Genomic DNA, 25,772 nt, shown 5'->3' with positions numbered 1-25,772 from the left:
AGTGAGGCACGTCACTTGATTGCGCCGCCGGTCAGACCTGAGACAATGTACTTTTGCAGCCAGAGGAACAGCACCATCGGAGGAAGTGCGGCAAGGACGGCGCCAGCCGCGAAAACTCCCCAGTTGGAGCTGGTCTCCGTTGAGACATACTGGTACAACCCAATGGCTAGGGTCGACGTGTGCGGGTCAGCACCGAGGACGACCGAGGCCACCACATACTCGGTGAACGAGGTGATGAAGCTCAATAGACCGACGACCGCGAGGATCGGGGCAACCAGCGGCAGGATGATGGTGAAAAAGATACGAGCGTGACCGGCACCGTCCACCATGGCGGATTCGTCGAGAGACTGCGGCACGGTATTGAAGAAGCCGTACATCAGGTACGTGTTCGATCCCAGGGCCCCGCCCAGGTAGACCATGATGAGAGCCAACCGGGATCCAATGCCCAGAACGGGGTAGACGTCGCCGAGCCAGGTGAGCAACAGAAAGATAGCGACCACGGTCAACAACTGCGGGAACATTTGGACCAGCATGAGGGACAGCAATCCCCCGCGACGTCCTTTGAAACGCATCCGCGAAAAGGTATAGGCAGCCAACGCCCCCAAGAACACGGTGAAGATGGCGGTGAGTGCGGCGATGACGATGGTGTTGAGATACCACTGGCCGTATGGACGCACTGGGTCGCTCATAAGCTTGGCATAGTTCGAGAAGTCGATCTTTGAGAACAACTGGTTAGATCCAGTCAGTGTGCCGCCCGGAGACAGCGAGGCCGAAAGGACGTAGACCAGCGGGAAAGCGGCAAAGACGACCGATATGATGCCTAGTAGATGACGCCACCATTGCGACTTGAATCGTTTGGAGAAGAGAGTGCGGCGGTTGCCGTCCTTGATGGCAGAGGACACTGTTGCGGTGCTCATTAGTTGACCTCCTCGAGGGCCTTGGTCTGGCGGAATCCGAGCCAGGAGATCACTCCGACGATGATGAAGATAATGACGGAGAAGGCGCTCGCCAGACCGTAATCACGTCCGGCACCGGAGAAAGCGACTTTGTAAACCATCGAGATGAGGATGTCGGTGGCACCGACATCGAGACTGGTGTCGGTGAAGCGAGGACCACCGAGAGTCAGCATGTAGATGAGAGTGAAGTTATTGAAGTTGAAGGCGAAGGAGCTGATGAGCAGTGGTGCCAGCGGCACCATGAGCAGCGGCAATTTAATCTTGGTGAAGGTTTTCCAAGTTCCTGCGCCGTCGATTCGGGAGGCCTCCAGAATGTCGCTGGGGATGGACTGCAGAGCGCCCGTCGAGACGATGAACATATAGGGGAAGCCCAGCCATAGATTGACGATGAGGACGGCTGCTTTCGCGACCCAAGGGTCTGTCAGCCAAGGTATAGCCGCCCCGCCCAGCAACACCTGGTTGATGAATCCGAATTCCTGGTTGAACATTCCTGACCACACCAGGGCTGAAAGGAACCCTGGGAATGCGTACGGCAGGAGCATAAGTATTCGGTAGACTTTTTGGCCTTTCATGGAGGTGTCATTGAACAATAGGGCTAGTGCCAGTCCAAGGGCGAAGGTTGTGAGGACCGACAACACTGCGAAGATGAAAGTCCATGCTGTTACTCTTAGAAACGGTCCCCGGACGTCGTGGTCGGTGAGGGCCTTCTTGAAGTTCTCGAATCCGACGGTGACCTTCCAGCCGGGTTCCAAAGCCTTTCCTGAAGCTGAGACGAAATTGCCATGACCGTTGTCTTTGTAGACCGTGCCTTTCTTGTCGGTCATCGTGTCGGTCTTCTTGTCGTAGGTCATTGTTGAGGTGAACTTGAAGGCTTGGGAGCCGGTTGTAGTGCGAATGAATTCGGCGGACGAATCCTCGGAAACAGGGATCTGCAGTGAGGAGATTTCATCGCTGCGTTGAGAGACTTCTGAGAAGGGGAGAATGCGGTAGCCGGGAAGAGTCTTGATTTTACCCAAAGAGGTGAGCTCGGCTCCCGCGACCGATTCCAGGGCCTTTTCGGAGGTGCCAGCCTGTACCTTTTTAGTCTCCGGATCGATGACGATAAGGGCAAGTATGCCGTCCTTTTCCGCGACAGCAGAGTCGTAGACCGGGGCGTTGGGGACGCGTTCCTGGTTGCTGCGCTGGATGGCTGCGATGGCGTCGCTTCGGCTGCCGTTATGGCCGTCACCGTAGTTAGTGAAGCCGACGTAGATTGTGTAGGCCATCACTCCCACCGAGAAGATGAGCATGAAGACGATACCCGGAGTCAGGTACTTACCCGGTAACATCCGGTTGGGCGGCAGATAGATGAGGGTGATGATGACGGCGATGGCACCGATTCCGATGGCCATCATGGTAGATCCATGGGCGATGGCGGTCATAACGCCGTAGACGGCGATCGCGTCGAGGACACCAAGAAGTGCGATCTTGATGATCCAGGCCCACAATGACCCGGAGTACTTTCCGCTGGCTGCGGCGACACGCTTGTCTCGTGCCTCGTGGTCGGTGGTTGACGATGACGACATGGTGTGAGGCTCTCCGGTTCAATGAGGACTTGAAGGAAACGTCGGCGGCGTTAGGAAGTGGGGTGCTGGACGTCGTGCACCCCACCGAGAGGTCGCAATCAGCCTTTCTTGATCTTGTCGTTGATGGAGTTCACAGCTTTATTCCAAGTCGCCTTGGGATCGGAGGCCTTGCCGTTGATGATTTCGGCTTGGGCAACACCCCAATCAGTCCACACTGAGCCCATAGCAGGGATATTTGGCATCGGGATGGCCTTCTGGCCAACAGCGCCGAATGCAGCGACATCCTTATCGGACTTAGCCTTCTCGAAGGCCTCCTTGTTGGCCGGTGGGCGGTTGCCCACCTTGTACAGCTCGGTCTGCACATCGGGGTTGCCGATGTACTCGACGAGGAACTTCTGGGTGGCCACGGCATTCTTGGTCTTGGCACTCATCCAGAATCCTTGGACTCCGACGAGCGGGGTAGCGGGCTGGCCACCGGCAGAAGGTACTTCGCTGATCTCGTACGTGATACCTGCTTTCTTGAAGCCGTCGAGGCTCCACGGCCCGGTGAGAATGAAGGCAGCCTGTCCCTTGCCAAACAAGTCCTTAGAGATGTCCTGAGAGACGTTGAGGTTGAGGTTCTTGGCTTTGCCCTGTTCGGCCAACCAGACAGCGAACTTCTCACCATTGGTGCCTCCCATGGCAACCTTGCTGGAGTCAAAACCGTTGTCCGTGAGCTCAAAGACTGGGGCACCAAAAGACGCTTGAAATGGGTATAGATGGTACGGGTCGGACTGCTTGGGGTCCAGCCCGACGAGGAAGGGGTACTTTGCGCCAGACTTCTTGCCCATGTCGATCATTTCGTCGAAGGTTTTCGGAGCGTCCTTGACGAACTTGGTATTGCGGACCAAGGCGATGTTCTCGGTGGCGTAGGGGACGCCGTAGATCTTGCCATCGACGGTGAAGGCCTCGATGGCGACATCCTGATAGGCAGAGGTGTCGCCGAGCTCCAACGGGGCGACAACACCGTTCTGGACCATGCGACCGGTGCTGTCATGGGCAGTGATAACGGCGTCAGGTCCTTTGCCAGTCGGAACCTGGGTGATGAAATCATCGGGAATCTTGGCGAAGTCTTTGACGGCGAGTTTGACGGTGACGCCGGTATCTTTCTTAAACTGCTCGGCGACTGTGCGAAGGACGGGTTCACGGTTGGAGTCAGTCCATACCAGGATGGAGCCGGCGGCAGCGGGGGCCTGACTCGAAGCCGAAGAGTTCGCCGCAGGTTCGTCGTTGCCACCGCATGCGGACAGCAGGCCGACGGCGGCAGCACCGAGACTTCCGAGGAGCATTGAGCGACGGGTGATGTCTGACATAGAGGTCACACCTTTCGAGGCAGCTCGACGCTCATCGTCGAGCAACGGTTCTGCAACGGGAGGACATCTCCTTGTCATCTCCTTGCAGGTTTCTGCAATTCTTGCAAGGTTTTGCAAAACTGTCCAGTGTTGAAGGCGTTAACTTGCTCACAGCGCTTCGGGTGTGTCAGGAATCGTCGACCTGCATGGGGCATTGTCGGCGGGTTGCATCTGCAGAGTTTTACTGGTGTTGTTGCCGCGCTGGGTGAAAGCTGGGTCGCATGACCGTCGCTCAGGGTGACGGCGGTTTCGCGAAAAGTGGCGTACTACTGGGTAACACGTTGCCGTGCTTGGGAGGCTTGGCTCAATTAGCATCTGTCGCAGGAGGACTCTCAAGGTTGGACGCCGTGTTGCTGCAGATAAGGTTAGCAGTGGTTCGATCGCTGAGTTGCCAAGTATGGCTCAGATGTGATAAAATATTCCACAAGTTAAATTACACTCAGTGCTGAGTGTAATTATTAGGCTCGGAGTGTGAGTTGTGGTGACGTCATGAAGCTGTCTAAAAGTATTGTGCTTTTTCTAGGATTGTCGGTCTTTTTCGCAGTCGGAAGTTCTTCCGGGCCTGTTGCATCAGCTGATGATACTCGGCCACAAAAGGCTCTCGTGTGTGAGAGTCCGGACAATGTTTATGGAGATTCTGATTTTGTTGGTTCTCCCAGTAAATCTGCAGAAGCTGCGAGTGATGAGTTGTCGGAAGTATTCGGTTCTCACCGTGACTCATGGGCTGGAGTATCGTTCTGTCGAGACTATTCTGGAATTCTCGTTTATGTTGTAGATGTTAATGATCCATCTGTCGGGCTGATTGACTCCATCGCTAAGAAGTATCCGGATGTCAAGATTCATGTTGTCAGAGTGAAATATTCTTCCCTCCAGCTAGAAGCTGCGCAGGAAGCTCTGTTGGAACGTGATTCTTCTCCTACTCTTGTTGTCTCGCCTGATCCGCAGCGCGGTCGTGTTTTAGTTGAAGGTAGCGTTAACACGGTCGATTCTGGCGCGGCTCGTGTTCGATCAGTGAAAATTCCCTCTATGAGTCGAGCAAGATCGGTAGAGAAGGTTCCGAAGCCTGAGGTTCCTGTGCTGTATGTTCGGGGTGAATTAAACGGACAGGATGCTGCTACGCGAGGGAATGATACGGCACCATTCACAGCTGGTGCTGATATTCGTTCAGAGGGGTTGATGTGTTCTCTTGGCCCGAGAGTGAAAGTAAAGGGTAAACATATGATGCTTACTGCAGGGCACTGTCCAGGTGGAACTCACTATACGCCCTTTAAGAAATCTGTTGGAAATCAATATACGACAGCATATCCGGGAAATGCAAATAAGTATGGTGATTGGAAGCTGATTTCAGGGAAATCGTATTCGGGAAACGTCTATAATTCGGGAAATGCATCGTCCTCGCGCCATGTTGGGGTGGGTTTAAACCTTGGTGGTCTTGCCAAAGGGAGGGGGTTGTGTACATCTGGGAGGACGACAGGGCAATTATGTGGATTTGTTGTCAACTCTACGTACGCGTCAGTTCGCATTGATGGTGTTTCAGCGAACCATCAGACCAAAATTTCAAAGCGGGAGGGGCGTATAAATTCTCATGGGTGTAATGGATTTCGTGGCGGTGATTCAGGAGGTCCGGCGTACTATAACAATGGTTCCGGGAAGATGATTTATGCCGGCCTTGTCAAGGGCACAACTTGGTGGAAAGCTGGTTCGCAAAAACGGTGTACATATTACGTTACGCAATTAAGTGGCGTACGTAAATGGGCTGGAGCTGTGTCATGGTAACAAAGCACGGTCTGGAATACCTCTTACTTGTCATGGTTGGACTGTCGTTGGTCGCCTGTTCGCCAGACTCTGATCGCCGCAATGAGGCTCCGCGTTCTGTTGCGTCGTCGGCTGAGGCACGTGCGTTTTGCGAGGATTCAGCTCGACTATCAGAAGCGGAAGACTTGACCACGTCGAATATTGGTCAGCTCAAGGGCAAGAAGGTGTGGGTGTGCCCGGGCGCGTCCTCGGATGACGCGTGGGAGGTCATGGAACAAGGCCCAATGTCTGATTCTGATATCGCCTCCATGCGCGACGCTTACACGTTGTCAGATGTCCCCATCCCTGAGGGTGCGGATTGTCATGTCGTGGACGGCAACGTCTATATCTTCACCGAAGATGGTCTTGGGTTTCGCCACCGGATCGTCGAATGTGCCGACAATGCAGGATCGTGAGAGTCGGCCCGTTGCTACTCCTCCGGTGCGCTGTTCTGGTGAGCTGTGTTCTGGGGTCTCCATCGTGTCTTCGCGATGCCCGCCGTGCCATTACGGGTAGTTAGGTAATCCTTACGTACGCCGGGTATCTATTAGGAAACAATGGAGTTGTGAAAGATTCGACCGACGCCGAGGTGGCCGTTGAAGGTCGCGATGTCGTCGGCGAGCACAAGCAGGGTAGTACAGACGGCCCCACCAGAGAGCGTGTGATGTTGTCGGTGGCATGTTATTGGAACGTCGACAGCTTACGAGTTTGATCTTTTCGTACTGTCTATATAGCCGGATCGGTGAGTAACGGCCCGTTGTAGATGGGCTGAATCTCACAGCGACGTAAGCTGAGGGACAATACTTTTGATTGTTTTTGCTGCTATAAGTAAAGAGGTAATACCATGTGCCTTGGCGTATATCATATGTGTTTCGAATGAAATAGGCGGCAGCCTTGATGTGAAGTGCTCTTAAGTGGCACACTGATTATGTGCAAAGGGGCAGCGCTCTTGAGCATCGTACATCTTTGCTCCAACCTGTAAAACTATCTGTATCGGCGCGGGAAGGGGACGGTCATGAAAAGAAGTTCGTGGTTGGCTCTCATGCTTGGAGGAGTCCTTTGTTGTGGTGCGCTGCAGGCGGGGATGTCTCAGGCTGCACAGGAGAGACGAGAACCGGTGCGTGCTATCTGTGAGAGTCCTCGGTCTGCTGATGGGGATTATTCATTTGATGGTTCTTCCTCTAAGGAAGTCAATGATGTCGGTGATGAATTGGCGAGCGTTTTTGACCAGAATCGTGACCTGTGGGGCGGTGTCGAATTCTGTCGTGACTATTCTGGCCTGAGGGTTTACGTCAAGGATCCGTCGAGCGTGTCATTGGCTGATTCAGTGAAGCGGAAGCATCCGGATATTCCCATCTATTTCGTGAAGGTGAAGTTTTCGTCGTTGGATCTGGAGCAGGCTCAAAGTGAGGTCATGCAGAAGGATTCGTCGCAGACTCTGTCCACTGAGGCTGACCCAGAGTATGAAAGAATTCTTGTTGAAACGGGCGCTTCGAGCGGGAATTTGACAGAGGTCAGCATTTCTTCTGGTAAAGGGGCATATCGTTCTGCTGCCACACGTGTCGTTGTGCCTGTAGAATATATAGGGCATAATATCCAAAATGCATATGCCGCTACACGAGGGAATGATGCATCCCCTTTTACCTCCGGGGGCGATATCAGGGCTGAAGGCTTGATGTGTTCGTTGGGCCCGAGGGTTTACTATAATGGCCGTTATGTGATGCTTACTGCTGGGCACTGTCCGGGTGGAACTCACTATACCCCGCAGGGGAGAAGCGTGGGTAATCAATACACCACATCCTATCCGGGGAATGCGAAAATATATGGTGATTGGAAGATGTTATCAGGAAAGTCATATTCTGCTAACGTCTATAATTCTGGATCGTCATCCTCGTCTCGACATCGCGGCGCAGGTGCGAATTTTGAATCCTTGCCACGCGGTCGCCAACTGTGTACTTCCGGCAGGACAACTGGACAGATTTGTGGGTTTGTGATCCGGGCGACGTATGCGAAAGTAAAAATCGATAACGTATCGACTGGCCACATTATGAAACTCACAAAGAAAGAAGGTCGTATCAACACGCATGGCTGTAATGGCTTTAAAGGGGGAGATTCTGGGGGGCAGCTTATTACAATAATGGGTCTGGGAAGATGATTTATGCTGGCGTTGTTACTGGAAATTCGAAGGGAAAACGCTTCACACAATATCGGTGCAATTATTACGTGACCCAGTTGAGCGGCCTTCGAGCATGGAAGAAGTCGGTGAAGTGGTGAGAAAGGTGGCTTTGGTTTCAATCGCGGCGGTTGTGGTTGCTGGCTTATGGGGATGTGGTGATTCTCATAGTGAGGTTTCTCCTTCTTTGCAGGTGAAGGTGACCTCGTCCGCAGCTGCCCAGGCCGCGTGTCGCGATGCCAACATTATTTCTCAGGCGGAGAAACTCACTACTTCGAATGTTGATTCCCTTAAAGGACACAAGGCGTGGGCTTGTGTGGTTGGTGGAGAGGACAATGGTGATGTTTTCTACACGGAGCCACTCACTCAGGCTGACGTCGACTCGATGAAGAAAGATCCCATGATGGCTGACGTCTCTCTGCCCACGGGATCCGATTGTGAGATCACAGGTGCTGTGACGGTCATCTTTGTCGATAACGGTCGTGTGTTCCAGCATCGGGTGGTCGAGTGTACCTATCTTGCTGAGAAGTGACTGTCTCCTGGGCTGCGTCTGATGTCAGTGTCCCTTCTGCCGTCGTGGCACCTGCCGTGCTGTCACGGGTAGTTAGGTAATCCTTACTTGCACCGGGTATCTATTAGGCAACAATGGAGTTGTGAAAAATTCGACCGACACCGAGGTGGCCGTTGAAGGTCGCGACGTCGTCGGCGAGCACAAGCAGGGGAGTACAGACAGCCCCACCAGAGAGCGTGTGATGTCGTCGATCCTGCACAATGGCCCGTCGACGGCCAGTGAGCTGGCGGAGCGCCTCGGTCTGACGCCAGCGGCGGTGCGCCGTCATCTCAGTTCGCTCGTCAACGAAGGCCTCGTCGATTCTCGCGAGAAGAGGGTTTTTGGAGCCCGTGGCAGGGGTCGTCCCTCCCGCGTCTTCTTCCTCACTGATAACGGGCGAGCCGGTTACTACACCGCATATGACGATCTGGCGATTTCGGCTCTTCGGCAACTGGCCGACGCTGTTGGACCGTCAGCTCTCAACGCGGTGGCCAAAGCCCGAGTTGACGACATTGAGTCGCGCTACCGCGCTTTGCGGGAACAACATCCTGATGCAGTCCCGGCCCAGTTGCTCGCTGAGGCCTTGTCTGCAGACGGATACGTCGCCACCATTCAGCCGGCAGGTGCTGGGCAGCAGATCTGCCAGCACAACTGCCCGGTGGCCGAGGTAGCCAAGGTCTTCCCGCAACTGTGTGAGGCCGAGACCCAGCTGTTTTCTGAACTTCTTGGGTCGCACGTCCAGCGGCTGGCAACGATCGCCCATGGGGACGGGGTGTGTACTACTCACGTTCCTATCGACGTCGAGATCACCCGCCGGGCACTTTCCGAGCCGTCCACGCGTCTATCCATCCGAAAGGATCATTCATGACCCAGGTTGACACCTCCACGAGCCTCCCGGGCACCGGCGCTAGTCAGGACGAACACCTGGCTGCTCTCAGCGGCTACAAATACGGTTGGCACGATTCCGATGCCTACGCCGCAGCGTCCCAGCGCGGATTGTCCGAGGATGTCGTGCGCGGTATTTCAGCTATGAAACATGAGCCGCAGTGGATGCTTGATATGCGGCTCAAGGCCCTCAAGCTCTTTGAACGCAAGCCGATGCCGACCTGGGGTGTCGACATCAGCACGATCGATTTTGACCAGATCAAGTACTTCGTGCGAGCTCAGGAACGTCAGGCCCAGTCCTGGGAAGATCTTCCAACCGACATCAAGAACACCTACGACCGGCTGGGTATCCCGGAGGCTGAAAAGGACCGTCTGGTTGCCGGTGTGGCTGCCCAGTACGAATCCGAAGTTGTCTACCACAAGATCAATGAGGAACTCGGCAAGCAAGGAGTGATCTTCCTCGACACCGATACTGCCCTCAAGGAGCAGCCGGAACTCTTCCGTGAATATTTCGCCAGCGCCGTCCCGCTTGGTGACAATAAGTTCTCTGCGTTGAACTCGGCTGTGTGGTCTGGTGGCTCCTTCATTTACGTGCCCAAGGGAGTCCACTGCACTATCCCGCTGCAGGCCTACTTCCGCATGAATACCGAGAACCTCGGCCAATTTGAGCGGACCCTGATTATCGTCGACGAAGGTGCCTACGTTCACTACGTCGAGGGCTGCACCGCTCCGATCTACAAGTCGGATTCGCTGCACGCGGCGGTCGTCGAGATTATCGTCAAGAAGAACGCCCGTTGCCGGTACACGACCATTCAGAACTGGTCGAATAACGTCTACAACCTTGTCACCCAGCGTGCATACGTCGAAGAAGGCGGCACGATGGAGTGGATTGACGGCAACATTGGTTCCAAGTCCAACATGAAGTACCCGGCTTGCTATCTCATGGGTCCGCACGCCAAGGGCGAGGCTCTTTCGGTCGCTTTCGCTGCCGAGGGCCAGCACCAGGACACTGGTGCCAAGATGATCCACAACGCCCCGTACACGTCGTCGACGATCGTCTCCAAGTCGATCTCCCAGGGTGGTGGGCGCTCGGCCTATCGCGGCCTGGTCTCTGTCGGCAAGGACGCTCGCCACTCCTCCTCGGCGGTGCGCTGCGACGCCCTGCTGGTCGACGACATCTCCCGCTCGGACACCTACCCCTACAACGACATTCGTACCGACGAGGTGTCCATGGCTCACGAAGCCACTGTCTCCAAGGTCAGCGAAGATCAGCTGTTCTACCTCATGCAGCGTGGTCTCACCGAGGAGGAGGCCATGGGGATGATCGTGCGTGGATTCGTGGAGCCAATCGCCAAGGAGCTTCCGATGGAATACGCCCTGGAACTTAACCGGCTCATCGAGCTGCAGATGGAAGGTGCGGTCGGCTGATACGGACCCGCCCCTGACGAACCCTACTTTTCCTAGAAAGAGAGACATCGCGTTGAGCGCACCAGTCGCCACGCCCCACAAGGGCCACAACGTCGCCATCGAGAACGACGTCGAATCCCATCTGCACCCCACCCCGTCATGGGAGGTCGCCGACCACCCCATGCCTACCGGGCGTGAGGAGATCTGGCGGTTTACCCCGATCAAGACCTTTACCCCGATTCTCTCCGAGCTTGACCTCGAGTCGAGTCAGGAGGCCGGCGTCATCGACGTCGACATCAAAGGGGCCGAAGGTATGACCGTTACTGACCTGGCCACCAGTGATCTCGCCAGCCTGGCAGAGACCCCGCAGGATCGTCTTTCCGCCCTCGCCGCAGCGGACCCGCACGCCGTCAACCGTCGGCTGGTCATCCCGGCCGAGGCTGAGCTGAAGGCTCCGGTCGAGATCACCATCAATGGCCACAACGACCAGATCTCCTGTCATCACAATGTGGTCGTCGAGATCGGCAACCACGCCCAAGCCACCGTGATTGTGCGCCACCGAGGCGTAGCCCATCTCGGAGAGAACTGGACCTTTCGTATCGGAGATGGTGCCCAGGCGACCGTCCTCTTTGTTCAGGAGTGGGATGACACCGCCATTCACGGTGCCCAGGTGTCCTTCGAGATCGGTCGCGACGCTACCATCCGCACCGCCCAGGCCAGCTTTGGCGGCAAAGCCGTGCGTATCTCCCAGACGGCCTCCTACAACGGCCCCGGCGGCAACCTGACCCAGCTGGGCGCGTACTTCGCCGACGCCGGTCAGCACATCGAGCACCGCCTGTTTGTCGACCACAACGCACCCAGTACGGAGTCCCATGTGGACTTCCGTGGCTGCCTGCAGGGTAAAGACGCTCACTCAGTGTGGATTGGTGACGTCCTCATCCGCCCGGTCGCCGAGGACATCGAGACGTACGAGTCGAACAAGAACCTCGTGCTCACCGAGGGGTGTCGCGCCGACGCCGTGCCGAACCTGGAGATTCAGACCGGCAACATCCGTGGTGCCGGGCACTCCGCTTCGACCGGCCGATTCGATGCCGAGCAGTTGTTCTACTTGCAGTCGCGTGGCGTCGAGGAGGCTGAGGCTCGTCGTCTTGTGGTGCATGGTTTCTTCACTGACATTGTTCGCAAGATCGGTGTGCCCGAGATCTCCGACGAGCTTGTGGCGCGTATCGAGGCCGAGCTTGTCGAGAGTCTCGGCGCTTCCCCGGCTGAGGAGGACTGATGTCCGTCGTCACCAGTCTCTCGGCGCTCAAGGAGAACTCCCCGCAGGAGTTCGAGGTTGACGGTACCGAGATCGTCCTAGTTCGTACCGAAGGTGAGGTTTACGCCGTCGGCGCCCTCTGCACCCATGCCCAGGTGCCGATGGCTGATGGTGATGTCGATAACTGTGGCCTTGAGTGCTACATGCATGGGTCAGTCTTCGACCTTCGCACCGGTAAACCACGCAACCTTCCGGCCACCGAGCCGCTTCCCGTCTATCCCGTGACCATCGACGGCGATGACGTCCTCGTCGACGTCGCCAACCCCACCACGAAGGAGTCCTGAATTACCATGGCAACCTTGCAGATCAATGACCTTCACGTCGACGTCCAGACCGAAGCAGGTCCCAAGGAGATCCTCAAGGGAGTCGACCTGACCATCAACTCCGGAGAGGTCCACGCCATCATGGGACCCAACGGCTCGGGCAAATCGACCCTGGCTTACACCCTGGCCGGTCACCCCAAGTACACCGTCACCGGTGGTTCTGTCACCCTCGACGGTGAAGACCTGCTGGCCATGACCGTCGATGAACGCGCCCGTGCCGGTCTGTTCTTGTCGATGCAGTATCCGGTTGAGGTGCCTGGCGTTTCCGTTGCGAACTTCCTGCGTACTGCCCGCACCGCCATTGACGGCCAGGCTCCCAAACTGCGTACCTGGGTTAAGGAGGTCAACGAGGCACTAAGTCGCCAGGAGCTCGATCTCGACTTTGCCGAACGTTCCGTCAACGAGGGATTCTCAGGTGGCGAGAAGAAACGCTCCGAGATGGCGCAGCTCGAGCTGCTCCGGCCAAAGCTCGCAATCCTCGACGAGACCGACTCTGGTCTTGACATTGATGCCCTCAAGGTCGTCGCCAACACCGTCAACCGGTACATGACCGACCCGGAGCACGGGCTCATGCTCATCACTCACTACACCCGTATCCTGCGGTACGTGAAGCCGACCCAGGTTCACGTCTATGTCGATGGTCGGGTGGCAGCTACTGGTGGTCCGGAGTTGGGCGAGGAGCTCGAGGCTGAGGGCTACGAGAAGTACGTGTCCGCCGTCAAGGCCTGATTATGAGTTACGACGTTGAGAAGATTAGGAAAGATTTCCCCATTCTGACCACCACGGTGGGGGAGTACCCGCTGACCTACCTCGATTCGGCCAACACCTCACAAAAACCGCAGGTCGTCATTGACGCCCTGAGCGAGCACTACGCCCACCACAACGCCAACGTTGCCCGGGCTATGCACAAGCTCGGGCTGGAAGCCACCCGCGCATATGAAGGTGGGCGTGAGCGTATTGCGCAGTTCCTTGGAGCGTCTCGCCCTGAGGAAGTGGTGGCTCTGTCGAATGCCTCCGAGGCTCTCAACCTGTGTGCATACACTCTGGGCGAGCGTCTGGGACCTGGCGACGAGGTTGTCATCTCGGTGATGGAGCACCATTCCAATCTGGTGCCGTGGCAGCTTGCCTGTCAGCGCACTGGGGCTACCCTGCGGTGGTTCGACATCACCGACGATGGTCGTCTCGACATCGAGAAGGCTGAGGCGGAGGGGCTCATCAATGAGCACACCAAGGTTGTTTCCTTGACCCTGGCTTCCAACGTGCTGGGTACGATCAATCCGATTTCGACGATTGCCGAACAGGCCCACGCTGTTGGTGCCGTCATGGTCGTCGACGCATCACAGGCTGTCCCGCAGATGCCAGTCGACGTGTCGACTCTGGGAGCTGACCTGCTGGCCTTTACTGGCCACAAGATGTGCGGTCCAACGGGTATTGGCATTCTCTGGGGACGTTATGACCTGCTCGCCGAGTTACCGCCGTTCCTGGGCGGCGGCGAGATGATTGAGGTGGTGCGTATGGAAGGATCGACCTACGCCGAACCCCCACATCGCTTCGAGGCCGGTACCCCTCCGATTGCCCAACTTGCTGCTCTTGGAGTGGCCGCTGACTACCTGGACGGCATCGGCATGGAGGCCATCGCTGAGCACGAGCACGAACTCGCTGCCCGGATGCTGGAGGGCCTGCAGACCGTCAAAGGTGTGCGCATTCTTGGGCCGATCGACGCCACCGCTCGTACCGGCACGGTGTCGTTCACCATTGAGGGGGTACATCCGCACGACGCCATGAGTCTCATGGACGGTCATGGTGTCGCGGTTCGTGGCGGTCACCACTGCGCCAGGCCGTTACACGAGAGGCTGGGAATACAGTCGTCCCTTCGTGCGTCGTCATATCTGTACTCCACCAACGACGAGGTGGATCGTCTCGTCGATTCTGTTGAGTACGCTCGGAGCTTCTTTGCCGGAGGTGTGGCATGAACGTCGAGGAGATGTACCAGCAGATCATCCTGGACCATTACCGGGAGAAACACCACAGTGGTCTGCGTGAGGGCTATGACGCCGAGGTGAGTCAGGTCAACCCGTCCTGTGGCGATGAGTTGCTGCTGCGGATTCACTTGGATGGGGATGTCATCACTGACGTTTCCTATGACGCGGTGGGCTGCTCCATTTCGCAGGCGTCGACCTCGGTTATGACTGATCTCGTCATTGGAAAGACCATCGATGAGGCCCAAGAACTCTACCGTGGTTTTCAGGAGATGATGCGCTCTCGCGGGACTGTCAAGCTCGACGAGGACACCTATGAGGACGCGATCGCCTTCGAAGGGGTCGCCAAGCTCATGGCGCGAGTCAAGTGCGCGATGCTTGGGTGGTCGGCCCTGGAAGACGGCCTGCTGAAGGTGACCGAGGATTCTCCCGAGAAGGCCGCAGCCAATGACGATACGACTGCGGATAACAATGACGCGAAGGAGGAGAGCTGATGAGCGAGGATAACGCCGTACCCGCCCAGGAAGTGACGTTGAATGCCATGCCGACTGTCGACGACGTTATCGAGGCGATGAAAGACGTCATCGATCCCGAACTCATGGTCAATGTCGTTGATCTGGGTCTCGTCTACGGGGTCAATATTGATGACGAGGGCAATGTCACCATCGACATGACGCTGACCAGCCCCACCTGCCCGCTGACAGATCGCCTGGAATATGACACCCAGATGGTGCTCGAGGGGATCGTCAAGTCGGTGACGATCAACTGGGTGTGGCTGCCGCCGTGGGGTCTGGAGCGTATTACCGACGATGGTCGGGCCCAGTTGCAAGCAATTGGGTTCAACGTCTGAGATTGAACATAAGTTAAGGGTCCGAGTCCAGGATTTCCGGGTACTCGGACCCTTTTCTATGCGTGTTCAATAACGCAGACACTGCCGATACGTCTACATCAAGGCGGAAGGGCCAGAAAACCCAGCCTCGGATAAAGGACTATGCCTGACCAGGTACCCGCGCGCTTGTGGACCACTACCTGTCTCGGAAACTAGGACACCTCGTCTCAGACGGCAAACCAGAAGATAACGCCAGCCCCAATCAGGACAACCGGAATGACGATGGCCAACAGGTGCCACCATCGTTTCTCCAACCAGATCTGTGTCAGAACGCCGATGATGAGGCCAAGGATGCCCAGAGCGGCCACCGAATACCAATAGGTCACGGGTTCACCAGGGCGGCACACGCCGACGACTTGATCGCACAGGGACCACCACGCGAGATACCCGAAGACGCCCAGTCCAATCACTGCAACGACGATGCCGCAGATGACGAGAATCAGGTATCGGCGCCATGAACGAACGACATCTTCAAGATCGTCCTCATCCTCTGGTGCTGCTCGACGTGGCGTGCTCATGTCTCATATTCTGTCAAGATATGAGGCATGATGTCTCCTTTCACACGGGGAAATGAATCAAACCGCACCCAAGAACATCCTGGGCGAGACACCATCACCCTGCATCACGAACACGCCACGCGGATGGACATCACCACCTTGTACAAATGCTTGTGGCTGCGCAGCTTGGTGTTCAATGGGGAACAACAGTGCACTGAGCCGGATCTGGATGGACGCGAACTTGAACCGAACACTGTCCTGGTGTGGGCGTCGGTCGACGGACATCCGGTTGGGACTCTGCGCATCCTCGACGACGGTGATCGCATTGTCATTGGAAGGGTCGTCGTGGACGCCGATCACCGCGGCCTCCATATTGCTCAGCGCATGATGACGTTGGCCCTTGAACTTGCACGCGCCGACGGCAGGGAGATCACCTTGCACGCGCAGTCCTACCTGGAAAACTGGTATGGCGCTTTCGGTTTCGTCGTCACCGGGCCGCACTTCACTGAGGCTGGCATAGACCACGTTCCGATGACCTTGACGCGCTGATTCTTACCGGTTCCCCATTTGGTTCTCGTCGGCAGAACGGGGGAAGATGGGCCGGTGCTGCAGGTCAAAGATGTGGAGGTTCGGGTTGGAGCTCGGCTCCTGCTGAACCCGGTGAGTTTTCAGGTGACGCCTGGAGACAAAATCGGTTTGGTGGGCCGAAATGGTGCTGGCAAGACGACCCTGACACGCATCCTGGCTGGCGAGGGGCTGCCCGCTGCAGGAACGGTGAGGCGCACCGGAGAACTTGGCTATCTGCCTCAGGACCCCCGCGATCCTGACATGGAGACTATCGCCCGGGCGCGGATCCTCTCGGCTAGAGGTCTGGATCACATGATGGAGCGGATGCGCACTCTGGAGCACCAGATGGCCCACGGCTCTGAGGAGGAACGGGCCGTCGCGATGGACAAGTATTCCAAGGCCGAAGATCGTCTCATCGCTGCCGGCGGCTACGGAGCCTCTGCCGAGGCCGCCCGGATCGCCTCGAACCTGGGCCTCGATGATCGCGTACTCTCCCAGCCGCTGAAGAATCTGTCCGGTGGTCAGCGTCGCCGAGTCGAACTGGCTCGGATCCTGTTTTCCGGGGCCGACACTTTGCTTCTTGACGAGCCAACCAACCACTTGGACGCCGACTCCATCGTCTGGCTGCGCAACTTTCTGCAGTCCTACTCGGGTGGCGTTCTCATGATCTCCCACGACACCGGGTTGGTGGAGGCTACCGTCAACAAGGTTTTTCACCTGGACGCCAATCGCGCCACCCTGGATATCTATTCCATGGGGTGGAAGCTCTACCTCCAGCAGCGGGCTGCCGACGAAAAACGTCGTCACAAGGAGAGGATCAACGCTGAGCGCAAGGCAGCCGCCCTGCAGGCTCAGGCCGACAAGCTTCATGCCAAGGCGACCAAAGCTGTTGCAGCCCAGCAGATGGCCAAGCGTGCTGAGAAGCTGCTTGCCGGAATTGAGGGGGAGAGAGCCGTCGACAAGGTGGCTGCCATCCGGTTCCCCGATCCCGCCCCCTGCGGCAAGACGCCCTTGATGGCCCGCAACCTCACCAAGACCTACGGCTCCTTGGAGGTCTTTACCGGGGTTGATCTGGCCATCGACCGAGGTTCTCAAGTCGTTGTCCTGGGACTCAATGGTGCTGGTAAGACAACCCTGCTGCGGATTCTGGCCGGGTTGGAGACCCCCGACACTGGCGAGGTGATCGCCGGGCACGGACTCAAACTAGGCTATTTCGCTCAGGAACATGACCTACTCGATATGGATCGCACCGTGTTGGAAAACATGGCCAGCGCAGCGGCCGATCTCAACGAGACCGAGATGCGTAAGGTATTGGGCTCCTTCCTCTTTACTGGTGACGATGTATACAAACCTGCCGGGGTGCTTTCCGGTGGAGAAAAGACCCGTTTAGCGCTGGCAACCCTGGTCGTCTCGTCGGCGAACGTGCTGTTGCTCGATGAGCCAACTAACAACCTTGACCCGGCCAGTCGGCAACAGGTCCTTGACGCCATCGGCCAGTTCGGCGGGGCGATCGTTCTCGTCACTCACGACGAAGGTGCTGTCCACGCCCTCGACCCGGATCGAGTGCTTGTGCTGCCCGACGGCACTGAGGATATGTGGAGCGCTGACTACGCCGAACTCATCAGTCTGGCTTGATATTGCCGTCCTAACGGTCTTGCCATGCCGTAGCATGAAAGCGCACGAGACGTTGTCAAGGAGGGCTGATGGTCACACGTGCGCCCAGACTGGTCGGGGAGGCCCGGCAAGCGATGGCCAAGGAATTAGCTGGCCGCTACAGCCAAGGTGCATCCATTAGGTCCTTGGCACGCGAGTCCGGACGGTCCTACGGGCTGGTGCAGAAGCTCCTGCGGGAAGCTGGGGTGGAGTTCCGTCCTCGAGGTGGCGCTGATCCGGCATCTCCTGAGACCAAAGCTGAGCGCGGCACCGTCACGACACCGGCGGGCAAGTCAACAGCGCAACAGACAGACGACCAACCCGATGTTGAAGCTCTGCGGCTGGCCGTCGAAACCGCCGTCGCTCGCGCTGAGAAGGCCGATCGCAAGGCGCGCAAGGCTGAAAAGGCGTTGCGCAAACTGCGTCGCAAGGGGGCAGGGAAGTCCCGGCGTAAGGAGGCCAAGGCGACCCTCACCAAGCGTCGGGCGAAGGCTGAAAAAGCCGATCGTAAAGTGCGCAAAGCTCGCCGTCGCCTGAATGAGGCCCAACATGCAGCCGAGCATCGTCAGTTCTGAGCGGATCTTCTCGCACCCTCGTAATGGGATTACCGAGGAGCCAGCGTCGTGATCTCCACCGCTGAGGTGACGTCCACAGCATTGACATTGACATGAGTGTCGTGGACGTGGTGGGCACTGGGGCCCATCGCGATGACATCTGAGGCTGTAGGTCCATCGAGATTGACCACTACGCGGATCTGCTGAACGTCGATGACGTTGAATCGCGACGTCAACCCGGCCACAAGTTCCTGGTGCTTGTGCGGTTGGATACCGATCATTCCGGCCAGTTCGCGAAGTTGGTGCAGATGATCGGGTAGCGGGGTAACGACAACGAGGCGGCCGTCAGGACGCAAAATGCGTGCGAACTCGTCGCGGTTGCGCGGAGCGAAAACGCACAGTACGGCATCCATACAGCCAGTGCGAATCGGCAGACCGGCCCAGGTGTCGGCGACGACAGCCGCCATCCGAGGATGGGCCTTGGCCGCTTTGCGAATGGCAGCCGACGACACATCGGTGGCCAGACCGGTGGCATTCACGTGAGCTCGCAGCACCTGTGCCAAATGATGTCCCGTTCCAGCCCCAACCTCGACGAGGTTCCCACGATCGGCAAGAATCTCGGCTAGACGAGTGTCAAGGTCACCGAAGAGACCGGCGTCGAGTACTCGCTGACGGGCTGCGACCATCGCGGGGGTGTCGGCATTCGCCCCGGCTAGTGAGGTCGTCATCGTCACGTAGCCTTGCTTGGCGATGTCGAGACAATGGCCTTCTTCGCAGCGCAGGGAGCGCCCATCGAGGTCCATGGTCCGTTCCTGGCCACGACGTTGACAGGTCGGACACACCAGCCACGGTAAAGCCAGGCAGAGGGTTGGAGTCACGTGTTGGTCTACCTCGTCTCGTCTGACCCGGACGATGTGTCCGTCGATGTGTTTGCCGAATCGGGGGTCTTGTCCCCGTTGGCTGCACGGCGAGTCGGGGACCGGGTTGCTTTGGCTCGTCGTTTCTGACGGTCCTTCACGTCGCCTCGAATGAGTACGAACAGCCCGATCACGGCGATGGCTGTGAAGCAGAACCATTGGATGGCATAGGACAGGTGGGGGCCTTCGTCGAGTTCTGGAAGTCTCATGGGAACCAGACCGCTTTGGGCCGGGGTCATCGAGGTGGCCGTGATGTAACCGTTGACGTAAGTAATGCCGTGGGCTTTGCCGATAGCGTCGGAGTTGATGAGGCGAACCTTGCCCTGCACCGGGTCAGTCGCAGTGGGTTTTCCATGCTCATTACCCTTGACCCGTCCAGTCACCGTCACGGTCCCAGACGGCGCTGGCGGCAAGGCCTGGTCGTCACCGGTGCTGGACGATCGCTTCAGGAAACCGCGATCGACGAGAACGTGCTGGCCATCGTTGGTGACGATGGGAGTAACAATTTCGGAGCCTTTATCGTCGCCATTACTGCGATAGCGCACCTGAATCTCGTGAGCCGTGTCGAATGTGCCAGTAATGGTCACGGGCCGCCACTGCTGCTGTGATGTCACCGGGTGCTCACCCATGAGAGTCGACCACTCGACCGGAGGCTTGCTCTGGTTGGTACGGATGATCTCATTAGCCTCGCGACGGCCTGATAATCGGTGTAGTTGCCATTCACCGAGCCGGACCATCACCAAGCCCAGCACAATGACGAGGACGGCTAGAGCCACCCATCGCACCCACAACTTCTTCACATCCTCGAGCCTAGTTGGTTTTGCCGCAACACTGGCTGCTGGCTGGCCCGAGGCCTTCGCTCTCAGTCGTCGTCGACCTCTCCGTGAATCGTCACGGTCGGGCTGAGCTCCTTGCGATCGTGCTGATCCTGCTGGGAAGGCGGGGCGTCGGCGGTGCGTCGATCCGCCGCGTTACCGAGCACGACGGCGATAGCAGGGATGACAGCCGCTCCCAGCAGGAAGGTCCACCTCCAAGGGCTAGGGGTAATAACAAGGCCGATGAAACATAACGTGCGTACCAGCATTGACCACAGGTACCGTCGCTGACGCATCTCCAGATCTTCGCTGGCAGATCTCTTAGCTGACGTAATCGAGTGCCGGGAATCATGGTGTCTCCGGTGCCACCGAACCCGCGCTGCGCCACTCACCCGACCAGCCTAGGTCTGCGAGACCGAGAAGGTCGAACCCCTCCATGCTCTTGGCGAGACCTTGCGATAGGTTCATGACATGAGTTCAGATATCCCGGGCCGCGTTGCCCTTGTCACCGGTGGATCACGCGGTATCGGTGCTGCGATTGCTGCGGATCTGCACGCGCAGGGCTACCGAGTAGCCGCCACAAGTCGCTCGGCCACCGCACCCGAGGGAGTGTTACCGGTTGCCTGCGACGTCACGGACGCAGATTCGGTCGACGCAGCTTTCAGCCAGGTGGAACATGAATTGGGTCCCGTCGAGGTACTCGTCGCTAATGCTGGAATTACTCGCGACGGCCTTCTCGCTCGCATGAAGGAGGAAGACTTCGCCGACGTCATCGACACCAACCTCACTGGTGCCTACCGCGTCATTCGCCGTGCTGTCAGGGCGATGACCCGAGTCCGGTTCGGACGTATCGTTCTCACCTCGTCGGTGGTCGGCCTGCTCGGTTCCCCCGGTCAGGTCAATTACGCCGCCTCGAAGGCTGGCATGATCGGTATCGCCCGGTCCGTGACCCGCGAGCTCGGGTCGCGAGGTATCACCTGCAATCTCGTCGCTCCCGGTTTCATCTCTACCGATATGACCGACGAACTGTCTGAGCAGGTTGTTGAGGGATATCTGGAACGTATCCCAGCTAAGCGGCTGGGAACGGTTGATGACGTCGCCGCTGTCGTCCGATTTCTGGTTTCGGATTCCGCCGGCTACATCTCCGGTGCCGTGATCCCCGTTGATGGTGGACTCGGTATGGGGCACTGAGACGATATATATCTATCCACATCGATCGGAGAGACATCACCATGGGACTTCTTGACGGACGCACCATCCTCGTCACGGGTGTGACGATGCACACTTCCATCGCATTTAAGGTGGCCCAGATCGCCCAGGAGCAGGGTGCGCGGGTCATCGTCTCCAATCTGCCACGGGCGATCGGAGTCACCCGCCGCGCTGTGCGCAAGCTTGATCCGGTGCCGCAGGTGCTGGAGCTTGATGTCACCGCCGCCGATCAACTTGCTGCTTTGCCCCAGCAAATTCGTGACCTTGGGGTGGAGAACCTTGACGGCGTTGTCCACGCCATCGCCTTCGCCAACCCGAAGACGGCCCTGGGCGGCAAGTTCCTCGAGACGGGGTGGGACGACGTCTCGGTGGCGGTTCACACGTCCACCTACTCCTACGTTTCCCTCGTCACTGCCCTTGACGGGATACTCGCCGAGCATGCTTCGGTCGTCGGTCTGACCTTTGACGCCACAGTTTCGTGGCCCTTTTACGACTGGATGGGCGTCGCTAAGGCCGGGCTGGAGTCGGCCAACCGATACCTGGCCCGGTACATGGGCCCGAAGGGGGTTCGCTGCAACCTCGTCTCAGCTGGCCCGCTTGACACCATGGCCAAGACGGCCATTCCAGGTGCCGACGCCTTCAACAACGTGTGGGGAGAGCGTGCGCCGCTCGGCTGGGACACCAAGGACGCCACCCCGGCCGCCAAGGGAATCGTTGCCCTGCTGTCTGACTGGTTCCCTGCCACCACTGGCGAGATGATTCACGTCGATGGGGGGGTGGGGTCGACCGGAGCCTGATTTTGGTCAGAGCCTGGGTCAGGTCAGGGGCCACGAGGTGGCTGCCGTGATTGCTTGGGAAGCGGCGTTGCGCAACTGGCGCAGCGCCGCTTCCCTGGTATGAGCGCTGTAGGCAGTAATCATCTGATGGGTCGACTCCAATCCGGCGTCACATGCCACCAACGCGGTCCATGCTGAGTCGAGGAGTTTCTGGTCGGAGCGACGGTGACCAGTCAGATGAGGTGCGACAACCTCGGGACGTTCCCCAGCAACCACGCCGAGATCGCTGAGCTGGGAGGCTGTGGCCGTGATGGCCGAACGTAGTAACACTGTGGTGTCAGCTGCTGTGGGAGGGGGCAGCGGAGCTGCTGCACGCACGATCGTCCACTGCATGGCAGAACCGACAGGTTGAGGGATCCACGCAGTCCCGGCCGGTAAGGTGGCGCAGCCCTGGTGACAAATGATGATGGCCCCAGCGTCAATGGCAGCGTGGTTGACCGGCACCGGGCCTCGTAGCCCAGCGAGTTGGCCGGGGGCGGGCAGCAAGAGTCCCCACAGCACCGGGGAGTTGTGGAGGACGTGGGAGATTCGAGCCAAAGCCATCCGAATCGGAACCGAGGCCAGCGGATCGTGCTCAGACAGCCCGAGAATCTCTTCAGGGTCATGGACATGGTGGGCAGCGGCCATTCTCAACAGTTCAGCCTCAGCGTGAGGAGCCGTGGTGCGACCGGCGCACAGGTCGTTGAGCAGGCAGGTGAGACGGCAGCAGATCTGGAGCACTTGCCCAGACTAGACGTGCTGAGATGGCGTCGGAGACCATAGTTTCCCGTAACGCCACGCCAACCTCGCCGCGCCCGGCCTGGTATGTCGCCGCTACACGGTAAGTTCATCTTCATGAGTGCAGTGGCGCAGTTGGCAGGCGTGGGAGTCCGACGTGGGGATCGCTGGATCCTCGACAACGTCGACCTCGACGTCGAGGAAGGCCAGCGTTGGGTGCTGGTTGGCCCCAATGGGGCGGGAAAGACCACCCTTCTGCAGGTCTTGGGAGCTCAGCTTCATCCCACCGTGGGACTGGTCGAAATTCTCGATGAGATTCTCGGTGCCGTCGATGTCTTCGAGCTGCGTCCGCGCATTGGCATGGCCTCTTCCGCCTTGGCCCATCGCATTCCGGCTCATGAGAAGGTTGGCAATATCGTCGTCTCGGCTGCCTGGGCAGTCGTCGGACAGTGGCAGGAAAACTATGACGCCCAGGACCTTGCTCGTGCTGACGCGCTGCTCGAGCGCATGGGCCTGGTCAGCATGGCCGATCGCACCTGGGGAACCCTCAGCGAGGGGGAGCGTAAACGTGTCGAGATCGCCCGCGCACTCATGACTGATCCGGAACTGCTACTGCTTGATGAACCCGCCGCAGGCCTCGATTTGGCTGGTCGTGAGCAGCTGGTGGACGTGCTCTCGTCCATCTTCACTGATCCTGACGCCCCAGCGTCTGTTCTCGTCACCCATCACCTGGAAGAGGTTCCGGCAGGGGTCACTCACGCCCTGATTATGGCTGATGGCCATATTGTCGCCGCTGGTCCGGTCGAGCAGACGTTGACCTCCGAGGTTCTCTCGGGTGCCTTCGGAATGCCGCTGACCATCAGCCACGTCGATGGCCGGTGGAATGCTCGCGCTGCCCACTGACTGATGAATACCTGAGGACGGGAGAGTGCCGTGATCGAGCTTTTCGAGGACTGGCCCTGGCTGGGCTGGTTGATCGGTTCTGCAGTGTTGGCCTGTGCTGAAATTCTCACCGGTGATTTCACCCTGCTGATGCTCGCTGGCGGGGCCGCTGCTGGTGCTATCACGGCTGCCTTCCTACCTGGCATGATTCTGGTTCAAGCGATTGTTGCCGTCGTGGTCGCCATTCTCATGTTGGCTGTGCTGCGTCCTACCCTGTTGCGACGAGTGAGGGAGGCTCCCGGATACCGGTCATCCTTGGACAAACTGGTCGGCTCTAATGGGGTTGCTACCAGTGAGATCACTGATGGTCACGGGCAGGCCAAGGTGAACGGCGAGGAGTGGTCAGCACGGGCTGTCGAGCCGGGGATGACGATTGCCTCCGGCGAGAAGATCGAGGTTTTTGAGGTGGACGGCACGACCCTCGTGGTTTATCCGGTTTTCAAGAGTCTCGGGCCGTGATGCGGATGTAGGCTGTCATATGGGATGATGTAGGCGGTGTCGGGCAATGACCGGCACGGCCCGAAATCTCTCGCAGGAGTATCCATGTCCCAGTCCATCGTGGTTGTGGTGATAATTGCGCTGCTCGTCGTAGTCCTGGCTTCGAGCGTCAAGATCATCCACCAGCAGAAGATCGGTTTGGTCGAACGGCTCGGAAAGTTTAACCGGCGTCTCGCCCCTGGTCCCCACGTGGTCATTCCCATTATCGACCGCGTGCAGTACAACCTCGATATGCGTGAGCAGGTTGTTCCGTTCCCGCCGCAGGGAGTCATCACCGAGGATAACCTGATGGTCAACATCGACTCAGTGATCTACTTCCAGATCGTTGACCCCGAGCGCGCCGCCTACGAGGCACAGTCGTACAAGACAGCCATTGAGCAGCTCACCATGACGACGCTGCGAAATATCATCGGTGGCATGGACATGGAGGCCGCCCTCACCAGCCGCGAGGAGATCAACCAGAAGCTTCGTGCGGTTCTGGACGAGGCTACCGGCAAGTGGGGCATTAAGGTCAACCGCGTTGAGCTACGTGCTATCGAGCCGCCGCCCACCATCCGTGACGCGATGGAGAAAGGCGCTCGTGCCGAGCGTGACAAGCGAGCTGCCATTCTATTGGCCGAAGGCGAGCGTCAATCCCAGATTCTGTCGGCTGGTGGCGATCGGGAGTCGGCAATTCTGCGCGCCCAGGGCGATCGCGAGGCCGCCGTGCTGCGCGCCCAGGCTGATCGTCAGGCCCAGATGTTGCGGGCCGAAGGTGAGGCCCAGGCCATTACGACGGTTTTCAATGCCATCCATGCCGGCCAGCCCGATCAAGGTCTGCTGGCCTACCAGTACATGCAGATGTTGCCGACCTTGGCCCGTGGAGACTCCAACAAGGTGTGGGTTGTGCCCTCCGAACTCAACGAGGCCCTCAAGGGCCTGGGTTCTCTGGCCGGTGGCGGGTCGCAGCATTCTGACAACGGTGGATTCTCGGTCGCTGACCCGAATCAGTTCAGCGCACCGGAGAAGGTTGACGTCTTCGCCGAGATCCAGGCTCAGAAGGCCGAAGAGAAGGAAGCTTCCGAGGCCACTGTTCAGCAGGCGATTCAGGAGGCAGCCAAACTGGAAAATCCGGGTGTGGCCGGTAAACGTCACAAGGATCGTGGTCAGGTGACCGGGACCCAGGCTCCGGCTCATGCCCAGGTCGAAGCCCCGTCCGAGTACGAATCGGCAATCACCAGCCAGGGACAGGTGAGTGCTCCGCAGGCCGACAAGCCGGGCGATCAGACGACTGATTAGCGGGACCGCAGCTAGGACTTCGCAGTAGTCGAGTGATCTGACACAGCGGAGCCGGGACC

28 protein-coding genes and 1 pseudogene are annotated in these 25,772 nt (G+C 58.2%); 21 read left to right on the top strand and 8 right to left on the bottom strand.

From position 1 onward, the window contains the following. Positions 1–11: 11 nt before the first annotated feature. The 3 genes from Q4B98_RS08285 to Q4B98_RS08275 all read right to left on the bottom strand — a co-directional run bounded on the left by Q4B98_RS08285 (position 12) and on the right by Q4B98_RS08275 (position 3,873). On the bottom strand, positions 12–917 hold the full coding sequence (locus tag Q4B98_RS08285) for a sugar ABC transporter permease (protein ID WP_303196685.1): 906 nt from the start codon (positions 915–917) through the stop codon (positions 12–14). Then, on the bottom strand, positions 917–2,521 hold the full coding sequence (locus tag Q4B98_RS08280) for an ABC transporter permease subunit (protein ID WP_303196684.1): 1,605 nt from the start codon (positions 2,519–2,521) through the stop codon (positions 917–919). The genes Q4B98_RS08285 and Q4B98_RS08280 overlap by 1 nt, the downstream gene beginning before the upstream one ends. 98 nt (positions 2,522–2,619) lie before the next feature. Beyond that, the gene (locus Q4B98_RS08275; RefSeq protein ID WP_303196683.1) at positions 2,620–3,873 is read right to left on the bottom strand and encodes a maltose ABC transporter substrate-binding protein; all 1,254 of its coding nucleotides are present in this window, start codon (positions 3,871–3,873) and stop codon (positions 2,620–2,622) included. A 528-nt stretch (positions 3,874–4,401) separates the two neighbouring features. Here Q4B98_RS08275 and Q4B98_RS08270 point away from each other — a divergent pair. The 13 genes and pseudogenes from Q4B98_RS08270 (at position 4,402) to Q4B98_RS08210 (ending at position 15,191) form a co-directional block, all read left to right on the top strand. Beyond that, entirely contained in the window at positions 4,402–5,688 is a 1,287-nt protein-coding gene (locus Q4B98_RS08270) for a hypothetical protein (protein WP_303196681.1), read from the top strand. Then, complete coding sequence (locus Q4B98_RS08265; protein WP_303196680.1) at positions 5,682–6,122, top strand: hypothetical protein; 441 nt, start codon at positions 5,682–5,684, stop codon at positions 6,120–6,122. The genes Q4B98_RS08270 and Q4B98_RS08265 overlap by 7 nt, the downstream gene beginning before the upstream one ends. A gap of 149 nt (positions 6,123–6,271) precedes the next feature. Next, positions 6,272–6,382 (top strand): annotated as a pseudogene (locus tag Q4B98_RS08260) (transcriptional regulator); the annotation flags it as partial. 339 nt (positions 6,383–6,721) lie between these two features. Continuing rightward, on the top strand, positions 6,722–7,861 hold the full coding sequence (locus tag Q4B98_RS08255) for a hypothetical protein (RefSeq protein ID WP_303196679.1): 1,140 nt from the start codon (positions 6,722–6,724) through the stop codon (positions 7,859–7,861). Positions 7,862–7,985: 124 nt separating this feature from the next. Then, the gene (locus Q4B98_RS08250) at positions 7,986–8,411 is read left to right on the top strand and encodes a hypothetical protein (protein WP_303196678.1); all 426 of its coding nucleotides are present in this window, start codon (positions 7,986–7,988) and stop codon (positions 8,409–8,411) included. 121 nt (positions 8,412–8,532) lie between these two features. Then, on the top strand, positions 8,533–9,297 hold the full coding sequence (locus Q4B98_RS08245) for a metalloregulator ArsR/SmtB family transcription factor (protein WP_303196677.1): 765 nt from the start codon (positions 8,533–8,535) through the stop codon (positions 9,295–9,297). After that, the gene (gene sufB, locus Q4B98_RS08240; protein WP_303196676.1) at positions 9,294–10,742 is read left to right on the top strand and encodes a Fe-S cluster assembly protein SufB; all 1,449 of its coding nucleotides are present in this window, start codon (positions 9,294–9,296) and stop codon (positions 10,740–10,742) included. Before Q4B98_RS08245 ends, sufB begins: the two co-directional genes overlap by 4 nt. A 160-nt stretch (positions 10,743–10,902) precedes the next feature. Further along, positions 10,903–12,000, top strand: a complete 1,098-nt coding sequence (gene sufD, locus Q4B98_RS08235) for a Fe-S cluster assembly protein SufD (protein WP_303196779.1) — start codon at positions 10,903–10,905, stop codon at positions 11,998–12,000. Further along, on the top strand, positions 12,000–12,323 hold the full coding sequence (locus tag Q4B98_RS08230) for a non-heme iron oxygenase ferredoxin subunit (protein WP_303196675.1): 324 nt from the start codon (positions 12,000–12,002) through the stop codon (positions 12,321–12,323). Before sufD ends, Q4B98_RS08230 begins: the two co-directional genes overlap by 1 nt. A gap of 6 nt (positions 12,324–12,329) precedes the next feature. Beyond that, the gene (gene sufC / locus Q4B98_RS08225; RefSeq protein WP_303196672.1) at positions 12,330–13,091 is read left to right on the top strand and encodes a Fe-S cluster assembly ATPase SufC; all 762 of its coding nucleotides are present in this window, start codon (positions 12,330–12,332) and stop codon (positions 13,089–13,091) included. Positions 13,092–13,093: 2 nt separating this feature from the next. Continuing rightward, positions 13,094–14,335, top strand: coding sequence for an aminotransferase class V-fold PLP-dependent enzyme (locus Q4B98_RS08220; RefSeq protein WP_303196670.1), 1,242 nt, complete (start codon positions 13,094–13,096; stop codon positions 14,333–14,335). Continuing rightward, entirely contained in the window at positions 14,332–14,835 is a 504-nt protein-coding gene (sufU, locus tag Q4B98_RS08215; protein WP_303196668.1) for a Fe-S cluster assembly sulfur transfer protein SufU, read from the top strand. Before Q4B98_RS08220 ends, sufU begins: the two co-directional genes overlap by 4 nt. Continuing rightward, the gene (locus Q4B98_RS08210) at positions 14,835–15,191 is read left to right on the top strand and encodes a metal-sulfur cluster assembly factor (RefSeq protein WP_303196665.1); all 357 of its coding nucleotides are present in this window, start codon (positions 14,835–14,837) and stop codon (positions 15,189–15,191) included. The genes sufU and Q4B98_RS08210 overlap by 1 nt, the downstream gene beginning before the upstream one ends. 206 nt (positions 15,192–15,397) lie before the next feature. On the opposite strand, the gene Q4B98_RS08205 is transcribed toward Q4B98_RS08210, so the two are convergent. After that, entirely contained in the window at positions 15,398–15,748 is a 351-nt protein-coding gene (locus Q4B98_RS08205; protein ID WP_303196664.1) for a hypothetical protein, read from the bottom strand. A gap of 27 nt (positions 15,749–15,775) precedes the next feature. Between Q4B98_RS08205 and Q4B98_RS08200 the strand changes: the two genes are divergently transcribed. The 3 genes from Q4B98_RS08200 to Q4B98_RS08190 all read left to right on the top strand — a co-directional run bounded on the left by Q4B98_RS08200 (position 15,776) and on the right by Q4B98_RS08190 (position 18,522). Continuing rightward, entirely contained in the window at positions 15,776–16,276 is a 501-nt protein-coding gene (locus tag Q4B98_RS08200) for a GNAT family N-acetyltransferase (protein WP_303196663.1), read from the top strand. A gap of 54 nt (positions 16,277–16,330) precedes the next feature. Next, positions 16,331–17,929: a ribosomal protection-like ABC-F family protein gene (abc-f, locus tag Q4B98_RS08195; protein WP_303196662.1), complete on the top strand. Its 1,599-nt coding sequence runs from the start codon at positions 16,331–16,333 to the stop codon at positions 17,927–17,929. Positions 17,930–17,997: 68 nt separating this feature from the next. Beyond that, entirely contained in the window at positions 17,998–18,522 is a 525-nt protein-coding gene (locus Q4B98_RS08190) for a helix-turn-helix domain-containing protein (protein ID WP_303196661.1), read from the top strand. Positions 18,523–18,551: 29 nt separating this feature from the next. Here Q4B98_RS08190 and Q4B98_RS08185 read toward each other — a convergent pair whose 3' ends face one another. The 3 genes from Q4B98_RS08185 to Q4B98_RS08175 form a co-directional block, all read right to left on the bottom strand. After that, positions 18,552–19,379: a methyltransferase domain-containing protein gene (locus Q4B98_RS08185; protein ID WP_368492330.1), complete on the bottom strand. Its 828-nt coding sequence runs from the start codon at positions 19,377–19,379 to the stop codon at positions 18,552–18,554. A gap of 8 nt (positions 19,380–19,387) precedes the next feature. Further along, positions 19,388–20,218, bottom strand: a complete 831-nt coding sequence (locus Q4B98_RS08180; RefSeq protein WP_303196660.1) for an SURF1 family protein — start codon at positions 20,216–20,218, stop codon at positions 19,388–19,390. Between the two features lie 62 nt (positions 20,219–20,280). Further along, positions 20,281–20,568: a DUF3099 domain-containing protein gene (locus tag Q4B98_RS08175; RefSeq protein ID WP_368492335.1), complete on the bottom strand. Its 288-nt coding sequence runs from the start codon at positions 20,566–20,568 to the stop codon at positions 20,281–20,283. A gap of 136 nt (positions 20,569–20,704) precedes the next feature. Between Q4B98_RS08175 and Q4B98_RS08170 the strand changes: the two genes are divergently transcribed. After that, on the top strand, positions 20,705–21,424 hold the full coding sequence (locus Q4B98_RS08170; protein ID WP_303196658.1) for a beta-ketoacyl-ACP reductase: 720 nt from the start codon (positions 20,705–20,707) through the stop codon (positions 21,422–21,424). Between the two features lie 41 nt (positions 21,425–21,465). Beyond that, the gene (fabI, locus tag Q4B98_RS08165; protein ID WP_303196657.1) at positions 21,466–22,239 is read left to right on the top strand and encodes an enoyl-ACP reductase FabI; all 774 of its coding nucleotides are present in this window, start codon (positions 21,466–21,468) and stop codon (positions 22,237–22,239) included. 18 nt (positions 22,240–22,257) lie between these two features. Here fabI and Q4B98_RS08160 read toward each other — a convergent pair whose 3' ends face one another. Further along, positions 22,258–22,998: a hypothetical protein gene (locus tag Q4B98_RS08160; protein ID WP_303196656.1), complete on the bottom strand. Its 741-nt coding sequence runs from the start codon at positions 22,996–22,998 to the stop codon at positions 22,258–22,260. Between the two features lie 114 nt (positions 22,999–23,112). Here Q4B98_RS08160 and Q4B98_RS08155 point away from each other — a divergent pair, with 114 nt between their 5' ends. The 3 genes from Q4B98_RS08155 to Q4B98_RS08145 all read left to right on the top strand — a co-directional run bounded on the left by Q4B98_RS08155 (position 23,113) and on the right by Q4B98_RS08145 (position 25,713). Beyond that, entirely contained in the window at positions 23,113–23,898 is a 786-nt protein-coding gene (locus Q4B98_RS08155; protein ID WP_303196655.1) for an ABC transporter ATP-binding protein, read from the top strand. 30 nt (positions 23,899–23,928) lie between these two features. Next, positions 23,929–24,396 carry an NfeD family protein gene (locus Q4B98_RS08150; RefSeq protein ID WP_303196654.1) on the top strand — a complete coding sequence of 156 codons (468 nt, stop codon included), beginning with the start codon at positions 23,929–23,931 and terminating at the stop codon, positions 24,394–24,396. Between the two features lie 84 nt (positions 24,397–24,480). After that, the gene (locus Q4B98_RS08145) at positions 24,481–25,713 is read left to right on the top strand and encodes an SPFH domain-containing protein (protein WP_303196653.1); all 1,233 of its coding nucleotides are present in this window, start codon (positions 24,481–24,483) and stop codon (positions 25,711–25,713) included. The last annotated feature ends 59 nt before the right edge of the window (positions 25,714–25,772 follow it).

Source organism: Cutibacterium sp., from assembly GCF_030525615.1.
In the GTDB taxonomy this organism is placed as follows: domain Bacteria; phylum Actinomycetota; class Actinomycetes; order Propionibacteriales; family Propionibacteriaceae; genus Cutibacterium.
The sequence above is the reverse complement of the archived record's forward strand: the minus strand, read 5'-3'. Positions and strand labels throughout refer to the sequence as shown.

What these genes read in the sequence shown, in the direction of transcription:
- Q4B98_RS08285 (WP_303196685.1), bottom strand. Translation starts at nt 917, where the DNA reads ATGAGCACCGCAACAGTGTCCTCTGCCATCAAGGACGGCAACCGCCGC.
- Q4B98_RS08280 (WP_303196684.1), bottom strand. Translation starts at nt 2,521, where the DNA reads ATGTCGTCATCGTCAACCACCGACCACGAGGCACGAGACAAGCGTGTC.
- Q4B98_RS08275 (WP_303196683.1), bottom strand. Translation starts at nt 3,873, where the DNA reads ATGTCAGACATCACCCGTCGCTCAATGCTCCTCGGAAGTCTCGGTGCT.
- Q4B98_RS08270 (WP_303196681.1), top strand. Translation starts at nt 4,402, where the DNA reads ATGAAGCTGTCTAAAAGTATTGTGCTTTTTCTAGGATTGTCGGTCTTT.
- Q4B98_RS08265 (WP_303196680.1), top strand. Translation starts at nt 5,682, where the DNA reads ATGGTAACAAAGCACGGTCTGGAATACCTCTTACTTGTCATGGTTGGA.
- Q4B98_RS08255 (WP_303196679.1), top strand. Translation starts at nt 6,722, where the DNA reads ATGAAAAGAAGTTCGTGGTTGGCTCTCATGCTTGGAGGAGTCCTTTGT.
- sufB (WP_303196676.1), top strand. Translation starts at nt 9,294, where the DNA reads ATGACCCAGGTTGACACCTCCACGAGCCTCCCGGGCACCGGCGCTAGT.
- sufD (WP_303196779.1), top strand. Translation starts at nt 10,903, where the DNA reads ATGCCTACCGGGCGTGAGGAGATCTGGCGGTTTACCCCGATCAAGACC.
- Q4B98_RS08230 (WP_303196675.1), top strand. Translation starts at nt 12,000, where the DNA reads ATGTCCGTCGTCACCAGTCTCTCGGCGCTCAAGGAGAACTCCCCGCAG.
- sufC (WP_303196672.1), top strand. Translation starts at nt 12,330, where the DNA reads ATGGCAACCTTGCAGATCAATGACCTTCACGTCGACGTCCAGACCGAA.
- Q4B98_RS08220 (WP_303196670.1), top strand. Translation starts at nt 13,094, where the DNA reads ATGAGTTACGACGTTGAGAAGATTAGGAAAGATTTCCCCATTCTGACC.
- sufU (WP_303196668.1), top strand. Translation starts at nt 14,332, where the DNA reads ATGAACGTCGAGGAGATGTACCAGCAGATCATCCTGGACCATTACCGG.
- Q4B98_RS08210 (WP_303196665.1), top strand. Translation starts at nt 14,835, where the DNA reads ATGAGCGAGGATAACGCCGTACCCGCCCAGGAAGTGACGTTGAATGCC.
- Q4B98_RS08205 (WP_303196664.1), bottom strand. Translation starts at nt 15,748, where the DNA reads ATGAGCACGCCACGTCGAGCAGCACCAGAGGATGAGGACGATCTTGAA.
- Q4B98_RS08200 (WP_303196663.1), top strand. Translation starts at nt 15,776, where the DNA reads ATGATGTCTCCTTTCACACGGGGAAATGAATCAAACCGCACCCAAGAA.
- Q4B98_RS08190 (WP_303196661.1), top strand. Translation starts at nt 17,998, where the DNA reads ATGGTCACACGTGCGCCCAGACTGGTCGGGGAGGCCCGGCAAGCGATG.
- Q4B98_RS08170 (WP_303196658.1), top strand. Translation starts at nt 20,705, where the DNA reads ATGAGTTCAGATATCCCGGGCCGCGTTGCCCTTGTCACCGGTGGATCA.
- fabI (WP_303196657.1), top strand. Translation starts at nt 21,466, where the DNA reads ATGGGACTTCTTGACGGACGCACCATCCTCGTCACGGGTGTGACGATG.
- Q4B98_RS08155 (WP_303196655.1), top strand. Translation starts at nt 23,113, where the DNA reads ATGAGTGCAGTGGCGCAGTTGGCAGGCGTGGGAGTCCGACGTGGGGAT.
- Q4B98_RS08145 (WP_303196653.1), top strand. Translation starts at nt 24,481, where the DNA reads ATGTCCCAGTCCATCGTGGTTGTGGTGATAATTGCGCTGCTCGTCGTA.